Here is an 18,167-nt window from a genome sequence, read left to right as displayed (position 1 = left end):
TGGGCAGGCTCCATTCTTCGCCTATGTATTTTTGAGTGCGGCTGCCTTCGGTGGCTAAGGTATAGAGAACGGCGAAGGTATTGTAGTTGGTGTTTTGCTGTTTAATCCATTGGTCAAATGCGCTGTCTATGTGGCTGATACGCATACCGAGTTGATCGAGCTGAGTCATAAATTGGTCTCAATATTGACTAATTGGATGCGGATTATAGTCATGTTTAGGACTAATTGCAAATAGAAAGCCGTCTGAAACAATCATTTTCAGACTGCCTTGAAACCGTTAAAATAATTAATGTAGAAACGATATTTTCAAACTACGATAAACCTAATAAAACCATCTTCAGCACATACGCCATGATTCATTTCTTATCTCAAAACATTTCATCCAAACAAGCCACTGCCATCGGGCTGCTTGCCGTTGCCTTGTGGAGCTTCGTCATTTCTCTGATACGCTCTTTGAGCCTGCATATGGGGGCAGTGGGCGGCGCGGCAATGATGTACACCTTGTCCACCGTATTGATTTGGCTGATTTTCGGCCGGCCGCATTTGCGCAATTACAACCGCAGCTATCTGTTTTGGGCGAGTGTGTTTTTTGTCGGCTGCGAACTGTGTTTGTCGCTCTCGGTCGGTTTTGCGCAAAACGCGAGACAGGCGGTGGAAATCGGCATGGTCAATTATTTGTGGCCTACGTTTACCATCGTCGGAGCGGTATATTTCAACAAACAGCCGTCAAAATGGTGGATAGTCATCGGCTTTGTGCTGTCGTTTTTAGGGATTGCCACTGTATTGGGCGGCGATGTCGGCTTGTCGATTTCCGGCATCTACCACAATGTCCGCACCAATCCCGGCGGCTACATCATGGCATTTGCGGACGCAGTGTTTTGGGCGGCATATTGTACGCTGACGGCGCGTGTGAAAGCGGAAGGCAGCAGTGTCGGCTTCTTCTTTGCGCTGGTGTCGATACTGTTGTGGATAGAGTATTTTCTCAGCGGCGCGGATACGTTGAGTTTTGATTCCGTATCGCTCGGCTATGCCGTTGCCGCCGCGTCTTGTATGGGCTTGGGCTATGCAGTGTGGAATATCGGTATTTCGCGCGGTAATCTGACTGTATTGGCGGGCGCATCTTATTTCATTCCGGTATTGTCTGCGGTAGTATCCTCGTTTTTGATCAGCGCGCCTTTGTCCATGACATTTTGGCAGGGGGCGGGAATGGTGTGCTTAGGATCGATTGTATGTTGGTTGGCGACCCGGAGAAAACAGATGGTGTGAAGCAATATCCCATAGCTTTGCGATATAACGAAAACAGCTTTTTTAACAACCAAACATTCTTTCCCATTTTCAGACGGCCTGTTTAAAGTAGCAGTCAGTTTGAGAAATCACGAGAAATGGGAAAGAATCATGACCGCAGCTTCCGCTCCGCTTTTACGCTTCATTACCGCCGGCAGTGTCGATGACGGCAAATCCACCCTCATCGGCCGCCTGCTCTACGACAGCAAAACCTTACTGACCGACCAGCTTGACAAGCTCAACCGCGCTGCTGAAAACGGCGAAACGCCCGACTTCGCCAGCCTGACAGACGGCCTTGCCGCCGAGCGCGAACAAGGCATTACCATTGACGTGGCCTACCGTTATTTCGCCACGCCCAAACGCAAATTCATCATTGCCGATACGCCGGGACATGAGCAATACACGCGTAATATGGTTACCGGCGCATCGACTGCCGATGCCGCCATTATTTTGGTTGATGCCACACGTGTCGATTTTTCAGGTAATGAGCCTGTCCTCCTGCCCCAAACCAAACGCCACAGCGCGATTCTAAAACTTCTGGGCTGCCCCAACATCATCGTCGCCGTCAACAAACTCGACCTACTCGACTTTGACGAAGCCAAATATCAAGCCATTACCGAGGCCTATCGCAAACTGGCGGAACAAATCGGCCTCAAAGCACAAATCCACTTCCTACCCATCAGCGCCTTAAAAGGCGACAATATCGTCAATGCCAGCAGCCAAACCGCGTGGTATGAAGGTTTGCCACTTTTGCCTTTGCTCGAAAGCCTGCCCGTCAACCGTCAAAATGCCGCCGACCAAGCCGCGCACTTTCCCGTACAACGCGTGGCGCGCCAAGACGGCAGCAGCAGCGACGACTTCCGCGGCTATCAAGGCAGATTGGAAGCAGGCTGTCTGAAAGTGGGCGATGAAGTTAAAGTTTTACCCAGCGGCCATGTTGCCAAAGTTGTCGAAATCTATAATGCAAACGGTAAAACCGAATCTGCCGAGGCAGGGGAAGTGTTGACTGTCGTTTTGGATGCAGACATCGATATTTCACGCGGCAACAGCATTGTTTCAGCCGACAGTGTCATTGTTCCCGAACAACAATTTCAAGCCGCGCTTTGCTGGTTTGACGATATTCCGCTCAATCTGCGCCGCAAATATTTGTTGAAACACACTACCCAAACCACGCCCGTAAAAATCAGCGAAATTGCCTACGTTTGGGACGTGAACACCCTTAGCCGCGTCGAATCCGCCGAAACGCTCAAGCTCAACGACATCGGCAGCGTCAGCTTCAAAACCCAGCAGCCGCTTGCCGCTGCCGCATACGAAGACAACCATGCCCAAGGCGCGTTTATTTTGATTGACGAAGCCACCAACCATACTGTCGCGGCAGGCATGATACGCAAAGTCAGCGAAACAAACAGTTTTGAAATTTAGAAGAAAAGTTGAAATAAAAAAAGGCCGTCTGAAGTTTCAGACGGCCTGTTATTTCATCCAAGGCGAAATGCTTATGCGCCGTAAACCGGATATTTATCGCACAAAGCAGTCACTTGTTCGCGGACTTTAGCGAGGTTGGCTTCGTCTTCAGGGTTGGCCAATACGTCGGCAACCAAGTTCGCCAAAACGCGTGCGTCAGCTTCGTTAAAGCCGCGTGTGGTCATGGCGGCGGAGCCGATGCGGATACCGGAGGTAACAAATGGTTTTTCCGGATCGTTCGGGATGGCATTTTTGTTGACGGTGATGTGAGCTTTGCCCAAAGCGGCTTCGGCGGCTTTGCCGGTGATTTTCATCGGTTGCAGGTCAACAAGGAAAACGTGGCTTTCGGTACGGCCGGAAACGATGCGCAAACCGCGTTTGACCAACTCTTCCGCCATGGCGGCAGCATTGATTTTCACTTGTTTCGCGTATTGTTTGAACTCAGGTTGCAACGCTTCTTTAAACGCTACGGCTTTGGCAGCGATAACGTGCATCAACGGACCGCCTTGCAGGCTTGGGAAGATGGCGGAATTCAACGCTTTTTCGTGGGTATTGTCACGGCACAAAATCACACCGCCGCGAGGGCCGCGCAGGGTTTTGTGGGTGGTAGTGGTTACGAAGTCGCAGAATGGCACCGGGTTAGGATATTCGCCGCCGGCAATCAGACCCGCATAGTGCGCCATGTCGACAAAAAGGTATGCGCCGACTTTATCGGCGATTTCGCGGAATTTTGCCCAGTCGATTTGCAACGCGTAGGCAGATGCACCGGCCACAATCATTTTGGGTTTGTGTTCAAGTGCTAAGCGTTCTACTTCGGCATAATCGAGAACTTCGTTTTCATCCAAACCATAAGTAATGGCGTTGTAGAGTTTGCCGGAGATGTTAACGCTTGCGCCGTGGGTCAAGTGGCCGCCGTGTGCCAGAGACATGCCCAAAATGGTGTCGCCCGGTTTCAAAACAGAAGCGTACACAGCTTGGTTGGCTTGCGAGCCGGAGTGCGGTTGGACATTGACATATTCTGCGCCAAACAACTCTTTAGCGCGATCAATCGCCAATTGTTCGACAATATCAACGTATTCGCAGCCACCGTAGTAGCGTTTGCCAGGATAGCCTTCAGCATATTTGTTGGTCAATTGCGAACCTTGGGCTTCCATAACGGCACAGCTGACGTAGTTTTCAGAGGCGATCAGCTCGACGTGGTCTTGCTGGCGCTTGTCTTCTTGGGCGATGGCTGCTGCCAAATCAGGGTCATATTGTGCGAGGGTAACGCTTTTTGAAAACATGTTCTCGATTCCTTTGTGATGGGCTGAAAATATAGGATGGAGTGCTGCGAATTGGTTCAAGATGAACTATTTTTCTTGCATTGTCAACAATTGTGTCGGGTGTTTGGTTTCAGACGGCCTGAGATTGAAGGGTTTATTTGAAAATATCATCTTGTTTTAAATGAAAATCCATTTTTTCCAGAAGCGCGGCTAAGTCGGCTTCGGCTTGGGCGGCTTTAAGATTTTTTGCCAGTTCTACCAAGGCTACCGCATTTAATCGTTCTTTCTCCAGCCGTAGGGCTTCTTCGCTGAAGATTTTGATATTGTCTGCCGATTCGGCGGTATCTATTTTTTCAAATGGATAAAATGATTCTTCGTGCACGGCCAAACCGTCGGGCAAGGGGGCAGCATGGTTGAAATCGGCATCATTGACCGGCATCCATGAAGGATGGTTTTCAAGCAGGATAAATTGTCCGTCCATACCGTTGATATGACGGAATAGGGTGGTTCGGCCATTGTGTAAACGCATAAGCCCGATTGTATGCCCAAGTCGGCAAACCGTCTAGAAACCTGTTTCTTTCCATTGGGACGATGGCTAATGGTGATATTATTAATTTTGACATAAAACAGTTTCGGCTTAAAAAAGACTGGATAAAACGCCCGTGTTTGTTATAATGAAGCTAAAGATTAATTCGTCCTAGTTTTTGGCAGCAGTACTTTTTTATTTAATTAACAAGAGAGGAAAACAAAATGTTTCCAGAATATCGCGATCTGATTTCTAAACTGAAACAAGAGGATGCACACTTTGCCCGTTTGTTTGAGGAGCACAACGAGCTGGACGATAAAATTACCGGTTTGGTGAATAACGTGGTAACCAGCGGTGCCGAAGAAATCGAGGAGCTGAAAAAAGCCAAACTCAAACTCAAAGACGAATTGTATGCCCTTTTGCAAAAAGCAGCAGGCAAATAATTAAAAATTGAATAAGGCCGTCTGAACGGTATGATAGGAATCTCGGATTTCGTTTCATGCTGGTTCAGACGGCCTTTTTAGTTGTTTGGTATTTGTTATTTTTATTAGCGTAATTTAACTTTTAATTGTAAATCACTCTTAATTGCATTGAAAACTCTGTTAAGTTTATTTAAAATCTCGAATAATTTTTATTTTGATTTTTAACAAACAAAGTTAAAGAGAAACGATGCAATGAAAACATTCACACTCGCCATTTTGCCTTTGGCGTTAATTAGTGCATTCTCACACGCAGCTGAAGAGAAAGCAGTTGAGCAGGCTGAAGTCGATACCGTTTACGTTACTGCCGAGAAGCAGTTGCAACAGTCGCTCGGCGTATCGCGTATTTCTAAAGACGACATCGACAAACGCCCTGCAGCCAATGATATTTCCGAATTTGTCCGCACCATGCCCGGTGTCAATCTGACCGGCAATACGGCAACAGGTCAGCGTGGCAACAAACGCCAAATCGACTTGCGCGGTATGGGTCCTGAAAACACTTTGATTTTGATTGACGGCAAGCCGGTTAATTCGCGCCAGTCCGAGCGTATCAGTATGCGCGGTGAACGCAATACGCGTGGCGACAGTAACTGGGTGCCGGTTGAAGAAATCGAATCCATTACCGTTTTGCGCGGTCCGGCGGCGACCCGTTACGGCTCCGGCGCGATGGGCGGCGTGGTCAATATCGTCACCAAAAAAGTATCTAAAGAATTTAAAGGCCAAGTCAATCTTTACGCCAATCAGCCGCAAAACAGCAAAGAGGGCGCAACCCGCCGTATCGGCTTCAATTTGAGCGGCCCGATTATCCAAGATACTTTGGGCTTCCGCATTTACGGCAATTTGAATAAAACGGATGCAGATGCTGCTGATATTAATGCCGGACACGGTAATGACAGCGCGGCCGGTGTCGAAGGCGTACGCAATAAAGACATCGCAGGCCGTCTACAATGGAAAATCAGCCCAGCGCAAACGCTGATTTTAGACAGCAGTTACAGCCGTCAGGGTAATATCTATAACGGCGATACGCAAAACAGCAATCCGCGTTCCGCTTTGGTTAATTCTTTGGCCGACAGCAAAGCCGAAACTGCCCGCTTATACCGTTCCGCTTATTCTTTAACGCATGACGGCGCATGGGAATGGGGCGATACCAAAAACGTGATCAGTTATGAGCGCACAGTCAACAGCCACTTGCCTGAAGGTTTGGCCGGTGGTCCGGAAGGCAGCTACACAGGCTTGGATTTTGTTCAAAGCCGTCTGAAAAACTTGCGCTTCAGCAGCGAAGCGAATATTCCGTTTAAACTTAGAGTCGATAATGTATTGACGGTCGGTGCAGAATTTACTGACAGTAAGTTGGATGATCCTACATCTAACTCGCAAAGTCTGACAGATATTATTCCAGGTCGTTCTGGTCAACCGCCACGTGTAATTGTCAACACCTTCTCCGGCGTATCGGAACATCGTGGCGGTAAAACTTCCCAACGCAATTGGGCAGCCTACGTTGAAGACAATATTTCGTTGACCGACAAAACCCATCTGATTCCAGCCATCCGCTTCGACCATAACAGTGCCAGTGGCAGCAACTGGAGTCCGGCTTTGAACTTCTCGCATCAAATCGGCGAAAACTGGTTGGTCAAAGGCGGTGTTGCCCGTGCGTATAAAGCGCCAAATCTGTATCAAGCTAGTTCTGACTTTATCCTGTACACACGCGGTCAGGGCTGTCCGCTCAATGCGCCGGGTAGTGTCAGCTGTTTCTACATGGGCAACAGCAATTTGAAACCTGAAACCAGTATCAATAAAGAGATTGGCCTTGAGTTCAACAAAAACGGCTGGCAAGCTTCGGCGACTTATTTCCACAATGCGTACCGCAATAAAATCGTGATCGGCGACCAGCTCATTGCCACCAGCAATATCGGCAACTGGCTCCTGCAATGGGAAAATACGCCGAAAGCGACTATTTCGGGTATCGAAGGCAACTTGGTGATTCCGTTGCATGACACACTCAAGTGGAGCAACAATTTCACTTATATGCACAAATCTGAAGATTATCAAGGCAATCCATTGTCTTTGGTGCCGAAACACACCATTAACAGCACACTGTCTTGGACGCCGAACGAACGCTTCGATGCTAACCTGACCTTTACTCACTACGGCCGCACTAAACCGCGTGGCGTAGCGATCAATAGACTGGAGCAAAACGGTAATCCAGGTGCAAGGATTACACCTTTAACTTCCGCACATAACCAAACCCAAGTCGGCTCTTACGGCATTTGGGGCATCAATGCAGGCTACAACTGGAACAAACGTGTGGCCGTCCGTGGCGGTATCAGCAATCTGTTTGACAAAAAACTGTACCGCACAACTGCTGGCGCACAAACTTACAACGAGCATGGCCGTGCCTTCTACGGCAGTTTGAAAGTATCGTTTTAAGTAGAAGCATATTAAATCAGGCCGTCTGAAACGGTGTGAAATGAAATCTAGGATTTCTGACACATGGTTTCAGACGGCCTTCTGATTTTAAATTTAGAAGTATTTGTTGTTACGGAATTTGCTTTTCTTTTTAGAAAAGTAAAAGGGCGGTATTTGCCGCCCTGAGAATACAAACTGCTTATTCGACCCAAGTCACCATTTCTTCAATCGGTTTGCGTGATTTTTTGGTGATTTCTTTGGCGCGATAGCCGAATGTTGCCGCTACGGATACGCCCCATTCGTTGGCATCAAACAGGCCTTCTGCCGCCAATACTTCGTTCATTTTGTCGTAGTTGAAGCCTTCGATTGGACAGGAATCGATGCCGATGGCCGCTGCGCCTGTGAGCATATTGGCCAAAGCGATATAAGTCTGTTTGCCGCTCCAGTCGAAGAGTGCGCGTTGGTCGTCGGCAATTTTAATGTCGGTTTCTTGGAAGCTTTTGTATTTTGCCAACGCTTTTTCCAGCTGCTCTCCTTGCAGGCCCATGCGTTCGGCAACACCGCGGAAGAACGGAGTATCGTAACGGGCATTTTTCTTGGCAAGGATAATCACCAGATGGCTGCAGTCGTCCAGTTGGAATTGCATCCCCCAGCTGAAAGGCTTGATTTTCTCACGCAGGGCTTTGTTTTGAATCACCAAGAATTTCCATGGCTCGGAGCCGACAGAGCTTGGGGAGAGGCGGGCAAATTCTAAAATCGCTGCAAAATCTTCTTGGCTGATTTTTTTGTTGGGATCGTAATAACGGGTAGAGCGGCGATTTTCGAATACTTGCAGCATTTGTTCGCGTGTAATTTGATTCATCTGGTTTTCCTAATAAATGAAGATGTTATTCCAATATCCGGTTTCTTTTGAGGCATCATTACCGACATAACCTTAAGGAAGAAACAGGCTGGGGCAACACCATGTTAAATCAAACCTAACGGCTAGGCTATCTTTTAATTCTGAATTTCGCAAAAAAATTCGATAAAAATCAATATAAATACGAAAAGGCCGTCTGAAACTTTAAACGTTTAAAGTTTCAGACGGCCTTTGATTTCAAATCTTAATTACAGATGAGGATTAATCAGGTTTTCTGGAGAGAGGATGCGGTTGAGCTCTTCTTCGCTCAACAAACCGCGCTCCAATACGACTTCGCGCACGCCTTTGCCGGTTTGGGCGCAGATTTTGCCGACCAAGTCGCCATTGCGGTGGCCGATGTATGGGTTCAGATAAGTGACCAAACCGATGGAGTTGAAGACGTAGTGTTCGCAGATTTCGCGGTTGACCGTAATGCCTTTGACGCATTTGTCGGCCAGGTTGACCGCGGCGTTGCCCAAGAGGGAAATGGTTTCAAACATACATTGGGCGATTACTGGCTCCATAACGTTCAGCTGCAACTGACCTGCTTCGGCTGCGAAAGTGATGGTGGTGTCGTTGCCGATGACTTTGAAGCAGACTTGGTTGACGACTTCGGGAATCACGGGATTGACTTTGGCAGGCATGATGGAAGAACCGGCCTGCAATTCAGGCAGGTTGATTTCTTTCAAACCAGCGCGCGGACCGGAAGAGAGCAGGCGCAAGTCGTTACAGATTTTAGACAGTTTGACGGCTGTGCGTTTCAATGCGCCGTGTACCATCACATATGCGCCGCAGTCTGAGGTCGCTTCGATCAGGTTTTCAGTCAGTTTGCAAGGCAGGCCGCTGACTTCGGAGAGTTTCTCAACGACCAAAGCCGCATAGCCTTTAGGCGTATTCACGCCGGTACCGATGGCGGTGGCGCCGAGATTGACTTCAAGCAGCAGGGAGCGGGTACGGTCGAGGTTGAGGATTTCTTCTTCCAACAACACTTGGAAAGACTGGAATTCTTGACCGGCAGTCATCGGCACGGCATCTTGAAGCTGGGTGCGGCCCATTTTCAAAACATCTTTAAACTCTTCGGCTTTTGCGGCAAAAGAGTTTTTCAAGATGGCCAGTTTGTCGAGCAATTCGCCGATGCTGTAATACACGGCAAGGCGGAAGCCGGTAGGGTAGGCGTCGTTGGTGGATTGGCTGGCGTTGACATGGTCCATCGGATTGACGATGTCGTAGTGGCCTTTTTCGTGTCCCAAGACTTCCAATGCGAGGTTGGCAATGACTTCGTTGGTGTTCATGTTGACCGAAGTACCGGCGCCGCCTTGATAAACGTCTGATGGGAATTGGTCGAGGCAGCGGCCTTTGACCAATACTTCATCGCAGGCTTTTTCGATGGCGGCCGCGATTTCCGGCTTGATGGCACCCAATGCGCCGTTGGCTTGCGCAGTGGCTTTTTTAACCATGACCATGCTGCGGACAAATTGCGGTACGTCGGAAATTTTTTGTGTGGAAATTTTAAAGTTTTCAATGGCGCGCAAAGTATGGATGCCCCAATATACTTCAGCAGGGATCTCGCGGTCGCCCAGTAAATCGTGTTCGATTCGTACAGTCATTTCTCTTACCTTCTCGTATAGTTGTGTTGGTGTGCATTATGCGTTTGGAACATTAGCCCAGTTCGGCACGATTGTCCAGTCTATAAGGCTTAATCGTCAGGATGAAAGCGTGCTGCTTCGCGTTCCTTGGCAACCGTATCTTTATCTTTCAGTTTTGCGCCCAGGCCCAACATTTTTTCGTATTCGGATTGCGGCGTGCCGTCATCCTGCATACCGAACGCGCTGGCGTTGACCCAGAGGGCGAGCAGGGAAACGATAATGGCGAAAAAGCTGACGATATACCAAAACATTTTTTTCTTCCTTGTGTGTCTGCGGGTGCAGATTGTTGTGGTTTGTAAAGATGTGAATGTAGCACAAACGCGGTTGGGTTTAAATTCTTCTCCCGCATCCTTTCATTGATTTACCTGTAATTGTTTAGAAAGGAAAAGGCCGTCTGAAAAGTAAGACTTTTCAGACGGCCTCGGAGGCTTTGTCGGGAAGATTTAGCCGCCGCATGCGCCGCAGCAACCACCTTCGCCATGACCGCCGCGTTTTTCTTCGTTGTTGATAACGGGCAGTTCGGTTTCTTCAGTTTGCTCTTTTTTATCTTCAGGCAAATCGTTTACTTTGATTTTGTTTTCTTCGGCCATGATACATCCTTTCAATGGATTGAGGAGTGGAAAGATTCATAAAGATAGCATCTTTAAGCGGATAAACCAAGCAGCACAAAACTGCCTTGTGATAATGCCATGACTTGGAACAATAAATTTGCTTGTAAAAGCGTTCAGGCCGTCTGAAAAAAATCCAAAGAAGAGTGTTGGTTTTTATGGTTTGAATGGCAGCAGAAAGATTTAAGAATGCTTGATCTGAAGGGATAAACTGACATGGATTTCAAAAAACAATACAATGTTATCATCTGGAAACCGCCAATTTATCGGAGCATATATGTATTCACACCACAGCGAACGCCATTTCAGCGACCGCAATAACTGGCTTCGGGCAAGCGTATTGGGTGCCAATGACGGCTTGATTTCTACTGCCTCGCTGTTGACGGGCGTAGCCGCAGCCGCGCCTGATTTCCAAACCCTGCTGTTGACGGGCGTTTCGGCGCTTATCGGGGGCGCGGTATCAATGGCGGCGGGGGAGTACGTTTCCGTGTCCAGCCAATCGGATACGGAAAAAGCCGATTTGCACAAAGAATGCTACGAATTGGCAAATAATCCTGATGCGGAGTTGGAAGAGCTGACGGAAATTTACCGCCGCCGCGGTTTGTCCGACCCGCTCGCCACAGAGGTGGCCAAAGCCTTGATGGAACACGATGCACTCGCCGCTCATGCACGTGACGAAATCGGCATTACCGAAACCTCTGCCGCCCAACCCATGCAGGCCGCGCTGGCTTCTGCTGCTTCATTTTGTGCCGGAGCGATTTTGCCTTTACTGGTCGCATTGACAGCTTCTACCGCCATTGTTCCGACCTTGGCAGTTTCCACTTTGTGCGGACTGGCAGGACTGGGCTATGTCTCTGCCAAACTCGGCGGCGCACCTGTCGTTCCTGCTGTTTTGCGCGTGTGCATATGGGGCGTTGCAGCATTGGTGATAACCGGATTTATTGGAAAACTGGCAGGTGTGACCGTCTGATTGTAAGGCCTTATATTCTTTTAAACCTGTATCCAGTAAAATTGAAAATTGATTTGATCGCTAAAGGCCGTCTGAAAATTTTTCAGACGGCCTATGGTGCTTGTATTTACTTATTACAAACTGTTTTGTCATGACCTATCCGATTCCCAAACCCCGTGAAAAATCCCGTTGGCTCAATCTTTCGCAAGGCTCGCTGCCCTTGGCTTTGGCGCGTTATCTGCCGCATAAGCAGCTCAAGGTTGTCTTGACCCAAGATGCGGAACAGGCGCTACGCCTTCAGACGGCCTGGCTGTTTTTCCGTCCGCACGATACGGCGGTGTTCCTGCCGGACTGGGAAACGCTGCCTTACGAGCGTTTTTCACCGCATCAGGATTTGGTATCGGAGCGGCTCTCGGCTTTATGGCAGATTAAGAGCGGCGCGGCGGACGTGTTGTTTGTGCCGGTCGCCACGGCAATGCAGAAGCTGCCGCCTGTGCCGTTTCTGGCAGGGCGCACGTTTTGGCTGAAAACAGGGCAGACTTTGGATATAGGCCGTCTGAAAAGTGATTTGGTAGATGCAGGTTATAACCATGTGTCCCATGTTGTTGCGGCGGGCGAGTTTGCCGTGCGCGGCGGTATTGTCGATTTGTTCCCGATGGGCAGCGAAATGCCGTACCGCATCGATTTGTTCGACGATGAAATCGACAGCATCAAAACCTTCGATACCGAAACGCAACGCACCATTTCCCCGGTTTCCGAAATCCGTCTGCTGCCTGCACACGAGTTCCCCACCGACAGCGAGGCGCAAAAGATTTTCCGCAGCCGCTTCCGCGAAGAAGTCGATGGCAATCCGAACGATGCTGCTGTGTACAAAGCCGTCAGCAACGGCCATTTTGGTGCAGGCGTGGAATATTACCTGCCGCTGTTTTTTGAAAACGAGCTGGAAACGCTGTTTGACTATATCGGAGAAGATGCGCTGTTTGTCTCTTTGGGCGACGTTCACGCCGAGGCAAACCGTTTTTGGAGCGACGTCAAATCGCGTTACGCCATGGCGCAGGGCGACGAAACCTATCCGCCTTTGCTTCCACAGCATTTGTATCTCTCTGCCGATGTATTCGCAGGCCGTCTGAAAAACTACGGACAAGTGCTGCCCGATGTTTCCGGCAAAGAACACACCTTGCCCGATCTTGCCGTGAACCGCCAATCCGACGAGCCGTTGCAGGCATTGAAGGATTTTCAGACGGCCTTTGAAGGACGGATTTTGCTGTGTGCCGAAAGTTTGGGACGGCGCGAAACCATGCTCGGTTTCTTGCAGCAAAACGGTTTGAAAGCCAAACCTGTATCTGACTGGCAGGGCTTTTTGTCGGCGCATGAGTCGCTGATGATTACAGTGGCGCCGTTGGCATACGGGTTTAAATTAGAAGATCAAAACATCGCGGTTATTACCGAATCCGATCTTTATCAATACGTTGCCCGCTCGCGCAAACATCATCGCAAGAAACATGCCGCCGTTTCAGACGGCCTGTTGCGCGACCTTGCCGAAATCAATATCGGTGATCCCGTCGTTCACGAAGAACATGGCATCGGCCGGTATATGGGCTTGGTAACGATGGATTTGGGCGGCGAAACCAACGAAATGATGTTGCTCGAATACGCGGGCGAAGCGCAGCTTTATGTGCCTGTTTCGCAACTGCATTTAATCAGCCGCTACTCCGGCCAGGCGCATGAAAACGTTACCTTGCACAAGCTCGGCAGCGGCGCATGGAACAAGGCGAAGCGCAAGGCCGCCGAAAAAGCGCGCGACACCGCCGCCGAGTTGCTCAACCTCTACGCCCAACGCGCCGCCCAATCGGGACACAAGTTTGAAATCAACGAGATGGACTATCAGGCGTTTGCCGACGGCTTCGGCTACGAAGAAACCGAAGACCAGGCCGCCGCCATCGCCGCCGTGATTAAAGATTTGACGCAGGCGAAGCCGATGGACCGCCTTGTGTGCGGCGATGTCGGTTTCGGCAAAACCGAAGTCGCTCTGCGCGCCGCGTTTGTGGCGGTGATGGGTGGCAAACAAGTTGCCGTACTCGCCCCGACCACGCTTCTGGTCGAGCAGCACGCGCAAAACTTCGCCGACCGCTTCGCCGATTTCCCCGTGAAAGTCGCCAGCCTTTCGCGTTTCAACAACAGCAAAGCCACCAAAGCCGCGCTGAAAGGCATGGCGGACGGCACGGTCGATATCGTTATCGGCACGCACAAATTGGTGCAGGACGACATCAAATTCAAAAACTTAGGTTTAGTGATTATCGATGAAGAACACCGCTTCGGCGTGCGCCAGAAAGAGCAGCTCAAACGCCTGCGCGCCAATGTCGATATCCTCACCATGACCGCCACGCCGATTCCGCGCACCCTCAGCATGGCGCTTGAAGGCCTGCGCGACTTCTCGCTGATTACCACTGCGCCCAGCCGCCGCCTCGCCGTCAAAACGTTTGTCAAACCGTTCAGCGAAGGCAGCGTGCGCGAAGCTGTGTTGCGCGAACTCAAACGCGGCGGGCAGGTATTTTTCCTGCACAATGAAGTGGATACGATTGAAAATATGCGCGAGCGGTTGGAAACCCTGCTGCCCGAAGCCCGCATCGGCGTGGCGCACGGACAACTGCGCGAGCGCGAACTGGAACAAGTCATGCGCGACTTTTTGCAGCAAAGATTCAACGTGTTGCTCTGCTCCACCATCATCGAAACCGGCATCGACATCCCCAACGCCAACACCATCATCATCAACCGCGCCGACAAATTCGGACTGGCGCAACTGCACCAGCTTCGCGGGCGCGTCGGCCGCAGCCACCACCAAGCCTACGCCTACCTGCTCACGCCCGAATACATCACTAAAGACGCAGAAAAACGCCTCGACGCCATTGCGGCGGCAGACGAACTCGGCGCAGGTTTCACCCTCGCCATGCAGGATTTGGAAATCCGCGGCGCAGGCGAAATCCTCGGCGAAGGTCAATCCGGCGAAATGATACAGGTCGGCTTCACGCTCTACACCGAAATGCTCAAACAAGCCGTGCGCGACCTTAAAAAAGGCCGCCAGCCCGATCTCGACGCGCCATTGGGCATTACCACAGAAATCAAACTGCACAGCCCGGCATTATTGCCTGAAGACTACTGCCCCGACATCCACGAGCGCCTTGTTCTCTATAAACGCCTCGCCGTCTGCGAAACCGTGCAGCAAATCAACGCCATACACGAAGAACTCGTCGACCGCTTCGGCCTGCCCGAACAACCCGTCAAAACCCTCATCGAAAGTCACTACCTACGGCTTGCGGCAAAAGAGTTAGGCATAGATGCCATTGACGCGACCAGCGAAGCGGTAACGGTAACTTTTGGCAAAAACAACAATGTCGATCCAACCGAAATCATCCTGCTGATTCAAAACGACAAAAAATACCGCCTTGCCGGCGCGGATAAGCTGCGATTTACCGCAGAGATGGAAAATATCGAAGTGCGGATTAATACAGTGAAGAACGTATTGAAGACTTTGAAAGAAAGGGTGATGGTTAAATAAGGAAGAAGGAAAAAGGCCGTCTGAAAAGAATTCAGAATGCCTGAGACCTTTGCAAAATTCCGGAAATGTCGGATTTGAAAATCCAATGCCTATCTTATTCTATTTAAAAAATAAATATTCTGAGATAATAGAATGCAAAATGAAGAAAAATGAGTTGATTTTTCAAATATGTTTATTGTTGGTTAAATATATTACAAATTTACATGCCAAAAGATTGGGATTTCATGACAGGAAGGCCTGAAATTAGATAGGAAGCCGCCGGAATTAGGTTAATTCCTTAACAAAATATAGTCCGCATAAAACCTTTAGGTAGTGTGTGTGCGGTACGCACGCACGCGGGCTTTAAGTACAGATACAAAAGCCGTATAAAATAAAGGCCGTCTGAAAATACTAAAACTGTCATTTTTGAAAATCGAGCCTAAGGTTACTAAATCGATCAGGGAATTATTATGAAAATGAGGGCAATGATATTGGGTATTACAGGTTTGATATTATCCGGTTGCTTTTTCTCTAATGATGAAATTAAGTTGAATGATATTCGGAATTTTAAAATTACTGTCAATGAAGTTAAGGATAATAGACAGGTTCATTTGACAGGTTTATTAGGCAATAGCGCAATGGGCATTTCGGATATCAAAATAACTACCCGCAACGATGAGCTGAATATTGTTTTATTTCAAAAATTAGCAGGTTCGGAATACTCAGGAGCATTAGATAAAGAAATTCCTCTCGAAAGCAGTATTAAAAAGATTACATATGGTTCTGAACGCAAAGTTATATGGCAAGATTGAAATACAATGAAAAGGCCATCTGAAAACTGAATTTCAGACGGCCTTTTATTTCCTTATAACGTCATAATGTTCGTATCATCAGAAACGATAGTTCACGCCCAAGGCGAACTCGCGGCCGCGCTCGTAGAAGGGCACGCGTCCGTTGCCGTCTGGGAAGCGTTGGCTGTGCGAACGGTATTGCTTGTTGCCGATGTTGTTGACGGCGAAGTTGACGTTCAGGTTGTCTTTTTTCAGCGGCTGCCAGTTGGCGTAGATGTCGTGTACGCCGTAACCGGCTTTCTTGCCGTGTATCGTGCCTTGTCCTCGGGCAACGTCGGTGTATTTCACGCTTTGGGCGTAGCGGCCGCGCCAGCCGATTTCGAGTTTGGGGTTTTCAAACTGGTAAGACAGACCGGTCAGCCATTGGCGGCCGGTGTTCCAGAAGGTGAACGAGCTTTCGTGGTCTTCCGCTTGAATCGGGCTTTCGCCATAGTACATGTCGCCGTTCAGACGGGGTTTGACGTAGGATACGCCGGCGCGCGCGGTCAGGCCGCCCCAGCGGTAGGATGCGTCAAGTTCGTAGCCGTAGGTTTTGAGCGTGCCGCCGTTGTAAATCTTGCCGCGTTCGGTGATGGAGGCGGTGTTGTTGTTGATTTTTGCCCAACGATAGACGATGAGGTCTTTGATGCGTTGGTGGAACACGCTGCCGCTGACGTTGAAGTTGTCGTTGCGCCATTTGAAGCCAATTTCAGCACGGCGGGCGGTTTCGGCTTTGAGGTTGCTGTCCAAATCGGCGGCGGCGCCTGCGCGTTCGTTAGCCAACAGGGCTTCGTTCAGGCGGGGCGCACGGCTTGCCTGATTGAGGTTTGCCAAGAGGGAGAAGTTGTCGTTGATGTCCCAAATCGCGCTGATGCTGGGGTTGAGCTGACCGTGCGACGCGCTTTGTTTGCTGGCGGCGTTGTATTTGAAATGGTCGTAACGCAGGCCGGTGGTCAGGGTAACGGGGTGTAGGTTCCAAATGCCTTCCGCGTACACGCCGTATTCGGCTTTTTTCTCTTTGTCGCGGTCATACAGGCCGAGAATCTTCAGCCACGCGCCTTTGTCGGAAGGCTCTGAGGTTTCGTGGCGGTAGTTGACGCCGTATTTCACCATGTGTCCGTCGCCGAAAGAGCTGGCGAGGTTCAGATTCGCGCCGGTCGCTTTGATTTTGCTTAACTCAAGTTTGCCGATAGGAACGCCGCCTTGCGCAGTGCCGGAAGCTTGGGCTTTTGGAGAAGGGGCGCCTTTGGGCGGTTTGGTGTCGTCGGTATTGATTTGGAAGACGTTGGCATCGATTTTGTCGATGAAGCCGACGTTGCGGCCGCGGTATTCCAGATTGTAGGTTTGTTCTTTTTGATAAGTGCCGTCCACGCCGATGTAGCTGTCAACGTTTTGGAACTCGGCTTTGTCGGTGCGGTTGCCTTTTTGGTATTCCTGACGGTAGGTCAGGCGGATGCCGTGGTCGTCGTTGAAATCGTAGCCGAGTTTGGCGAGGTAGCTGTGCTGTTTCAGACGACTGCCGAGGTTGACATTGCCGTTACCGTCTTTGTAGTCGCGGTTGTTGAGGAAGTTGCCTGCAAACAGGGCATCGAAGCCGTTTTGATAGCCGTAAACCGCTGCGCTGCCGGTTGAGCCTTTATTGCTGCTCAAGCCTGCGCCGAGTTTGAAACCGAAAGGTTTGCCGTCGGTTAGCAGGTCTTTTGCGTCAACCGTCGTTACGCGGATGGTACCGCCGACCGCACCCAAACCCGTGCTCGCCGCGCCTGTGCCTTTTTCTACGTTGATGCTTTTTACCAAAGCGGGGTCAAGCTGGAAGCGGCTTTGGTGGTGGAAGATTTTTGTGGATTGGCTGGTGTTGTCGACTTCTAGGTTAATTTTGTCTTCACCAACGCCGCGGATGCTGTAAAACTGTGCTACGCCGTTGCCGCCACCGACATCCATACCGATTTGGTCTTTCATGACTTGTTTTAAATCGGTCGAAATTTCACGGTCGAGCTGGTTGCGGGTTACACGAGTCGGTACGGCAGTACCGGTGACCTTAATTTCATTCAGCTCGGCAGTTTCTGCGGGTTGCAAATTTTCGGCATGAGCGAAGCTTGTTGATAATGCGAGTGTAATGATACTAAGGCGGAATACAGGAGAGGAGACCTTATTCATGATTTTTCCTAAGGAATAAAAAATTGACCGCTTATTCTAATTATTTTAATAATGATTATCAAGCTACAAATAAATGTAAAAGAACATATTAGTCTCATTTTGATTTGTAGTTTGGATATTTTTATA

The 18,167-nt window shown here is 49.6% G+C and carries 14 protein-coding genes and 1 pseudogene; 7 read left to right on the top strand and 8 right to left on the bottom strand.

Annotated features, from left to right (window positions below):
• Positions 1-169: pseudogene (locus O3661_RS09005) on the bottom strand (MarR family transcriptional regulator); the annotation flags it as partial.
• Between the two features lie 182 nt (positions 170-351).
• Between O3661_RS09005 and yddG the strand changes: the two are divergent.
• Complete coding sequence (gene yddG, locus O3661_RS09000; protein WP_049344252.1) at positions 352-1,266, top strand: aromatic amino acid DMT transporter YddG; 915 nt, start codon at positions 352-354, stop codon at positions 1,264-1,266.
• Between the two features lie 129 nt (positions 1,267-1,395).
• Positions 1,396-2,706 (top strand): sulfate adenylyltransferase subunit 1, encoded by a 1,311-nt coding sequence (locus O3661_RS08995; RefSeq protein WP_371493137.1) that lies wholly within the window; start codon positions 1,396-1,398, stop codon positions 2,704-2,706.
• Between the two features lie 71 nt (positions 2,707-2,777).
• Here O3661_RS08995 and glyA read toward each other — a convergent pair whose 3' ends face one another.
• Both glyA and O3661_RS08985 read right to left on the bottom strand, forming a co-directional pair.
• Positions 2,778-4,028, bottom strand: a complete 1,251-nt coding sequence (gene glyA, locus O3661_RS08990; protein ID WP_107867220.1) for a serine hydroxymethyltransferase — start codon at positions 4,026-4,028, stop codon at positions 2,778-2,780.
• Positions 4,029-4,161: 133 nt separating this feature from the next.
• Complete coding sequence (locus O3661_RS08985; RefSeq protein WP_070585602.1) at positions 4,162-4,536, bottom strand: hypothetical protein; 375 nt, start codon at positions 4,534-4,536, stop codon at positions 4,162-4,164.
• 221 nt (positions 4,537-4,757) lie between these two features.
• Between O3661_RS08985 and O3661_RS08980 the strand changes: the two genes are divergently transcribed.
• Entirely contained in the window at positions 4,758-4,976 is a 219-nt protein-coding gene (locus O3661_RS08980) for a YdcH family protein (protein ID WP_003746288.1), read from the top strand.
• 231 nt (positions 4,977-5,207) lie between these two features.
• Positions 5,208-7,439 (top strand): FepA family TonB-dependent siderophore receptor, encoded by a 2,232-nt coding sequence (locus O3661_RS08975; RefSeq protein ID WP_371493135.1) that lies wholly within the window; start codon positions 5,208-5,210, stop codon positions 7,437-7,439.
• Positions 7,440-7,617: 178 nt separating this feature from the next.
• On the opposite strand, the gene O3661_RS08970 is transcribed toward O3661_RS08975, so the two are convergent.
• The 4 genes from O3661_RS08970 to O3661_RS08955 all read right to left on the bottom strand — a co-directional run bounded on the left by O3661_RS08970 (position 7,618) and on the right by O3661_RS08955 (position 10,552).
• On the bottom strand, positions 7,618-8,280 hold the full coding sequence (locus O3661_RS08970; protein ID WP_371493134.1) for an NAD(P)H-dependent oxidoreductase: 663 nt from the start codon (positions 8,278-8,280) through the stop codon (positions 7,618-7,620).
• A gap of 245 nt (positions 8,281-8,525) precedes the next feature.
• Positions 8,526-9,923 carry an aspartate ammonia-lyase gene (gene aspA, locus O3661_RS08965; RefSeq protein ID WP_293198046.1) on the bottom strand — a complete coding sequence of 466 codons (1,398 nt, stop codon included), beginning with the start codon at positions 9,921-9,923 and terminating at the stop codon, positions 8,526-8,528.
• Positions 9,924-10,012: 89 nt separating this feature from the next.
• Positions 10,013-10,213 carry a hypothetical protein gene (locus O3661_RS08960; RefSeq protein ID WP_371493133.1) on the bottom strand — a complete coding sequence of 67 codons (201 nt, stop codon included), beginning with the start codon at positions 10,211-10,213 and terminating at the stop codon, positions 10,013-10,015.
• 192 nt (positions 10,214-10,405) lie between these two features.
• Positions 10,406-10,552: a hypothetical protein gene (locus tag O3661_RS08955; RefSeq protein ID WP_049336812.1), complete on the bottom strand. Its 147-nt coding sequence runs from the start codon at positions 10,550-10,552 to the stop codon at positions 10,406-10,408.
• 295 nt (positions 10,553-10,847) lie between these two features.
• Between O3661_RS08955 and O3661_RS08950 the strand changes: the two genes are divergently transcribed.
• The 3 genes from O3661_RS08950 (at position 10,848) to O3661_RS08940 (ending at position 15,866) form a co-directional block, all read left to right on the top strand.
• Positions 10,848-11,540, top strand: coding sequence for a VIT family protein (locus O3661_RS08950; protein WP_070625692.1), 693 nt, complete (start codon positions 10,848-10,850; stop codon positions 11,538-11,540).
• A gap of 130 nt (positions 11,541-11,670) precedes the next feature.
• Entirely contained in the window at positions 11,671-15,075 is a 3,405-nt protein-coding gene (gene mfd / locus O3661_RS08945) for a transcription-repair coupling factor (RefSeq protein ID WP_371493132.1), read from the top strand.
• 449 nt (positions 15,076-15,524) lie between these two features.
• Positions 15,525-15,866: a hypothetical protein gene (locus tag O3661_RS08940; protein WP_371493130.1), complete on the top strand. Its 342-nt coding sequence runs from the start codon at positions 15,525-15,527 to the stop codon at positions 15,864-15,866.
• Between the two features lie 78 nt (positions 15,867-15,944).
• Here O3661_RS08940 and O3661_RS08935 read toward each other — a convergent pair whose 3' ends face one another.
• Positions 15,945-18,041: a TonB-dependent receptor plug domain-containing protein gene (locus O3661_RS08935; protein WP_371493129.1), complete on the bottom strand. Its 2,097-nt coding sequence runs from the start codon at positions 18,039-18,041 to the stop codon at positions 15,945-15,947.
• Between the last annotated feature and the right edge of the window lie 126 nt (positions 18,042-18,167).

The organism is Neisseria sp. 20925_1_37 (assembly GCF_041433255.1).
Taxonomy (GTDB): Bacteria; Pseudomonadota; Gammaproteobacteria; order Burkholderiales; family Neisseriaceae; genus Neisseria; species Neisseria flavescens_D.
The sequence above is the reverse complement of the archived record's forward strand: the minus strand, read 5'-3'. Positions and strand labels throughout refer to the sequence as shown.

What these genes read in the sequence shown, in the direction of transcription:
- yddG (WP_049344252.1), top strand. Translation starts at nt 352, where the DNA reads ATGATTCATTTCTTATCTCAAAACATTTCATCCAAACAAGCCACTGCC.
- O3661_RS08995 (WP_371493137.1), top strand. Translation starts at nt 1,396, where the DNA reads ATGACCGCAGCTTCCGCTCCGCTTTTACGCTTCATTACCGCCGGCAGT.
- glyA (WP_107867220.1), bottom strand. Translation starts at nt 4,028, where the DNA reads ATGTTTTCAAAAAGCGTTACCCTCGCACAATATGACCCTGATTTGGCA.
- O3661_RS08985 (WP_070585602.1), bottom strand. Translation starts at nt 4,536, where the DNA reads ATGCGTTTACACAATGGCCGAACCACCCTATTCCGTCATATCAACGGT.
- O3661_RS08980 (WP_003746288.1), top strand. Translation starts at nt 4,758, where the DNA reads ATGTTTCCAGAATATCGCGATCTGATTTCTAAACTGAAACAAGAGGAT.
- O3661_RS08975 (WP_371493135.1), top strand. Translation starts at nt 5,208, where the DNA reads ATGAAAACATTCACACTCGCCATTTTGCCTTTGGCGTTAATTAGTGCA.
- O3661_RS08970 (WP_371493134.1), bottom strand. Translation starts at nt 8,280, where the DNA reads ATGAATCAAATTACACGCGAACAAATGCTGCAAGTATTCGAAAATCGC.
- aspA (WP_293198046.1), bottom strand. Translation starts at nt 9,923, where the DNA reads ATGACTGTACGAATCGAACACGATTTACTGGGCGACCGCGAGATCCCT.
- O3661_RS08960 (WP_371493133.1), bottom strand. Translation starts at nt 10,213, where the DNA reads ATGTTTTGGTATATCGTCAGCTTTTTCGCCATTATCGTTTCCCTGCTC.
- O3661_RS08955 (WP_049336812.1), bottom strand. Translation starts at nt 10,552, where the DNA reads ATGGCCGAAGAAAACAAAATCAAAGTAAACGATTTGCCTGAAGATAAA.
- O3661_RS08950 (WP_070625692.1), top strand. Translation starts at nt 10,848, where the DNA reads ATGTATTCACACCACAGCGAACGCCATTTCAGCGACCGCAATAACTGG.
- mfd (WP_371493132.1), top strand. Translation starts at nt 11,671, where the DNA reads ATGACCTATCCGATTCCCAAACCCCGTGAAAAATCCCGTTGGCTCAAT.
- O3661_RS08940 (WP_371493130.1), top strand. Translation starts at nt 15,525, where the DNA reads ATGAAAATGAGGGCAATGATATTGGGTATTACAGGTTTGATATTATCC.
- O3661_RS08935 (WP_371493129.1), bottom strand. Translation starts at nt 18,041, where the DNA reads ATGAATAAGGTCTCCTCTCCTGTATTCCGCCTTAGTATCATTACACTC.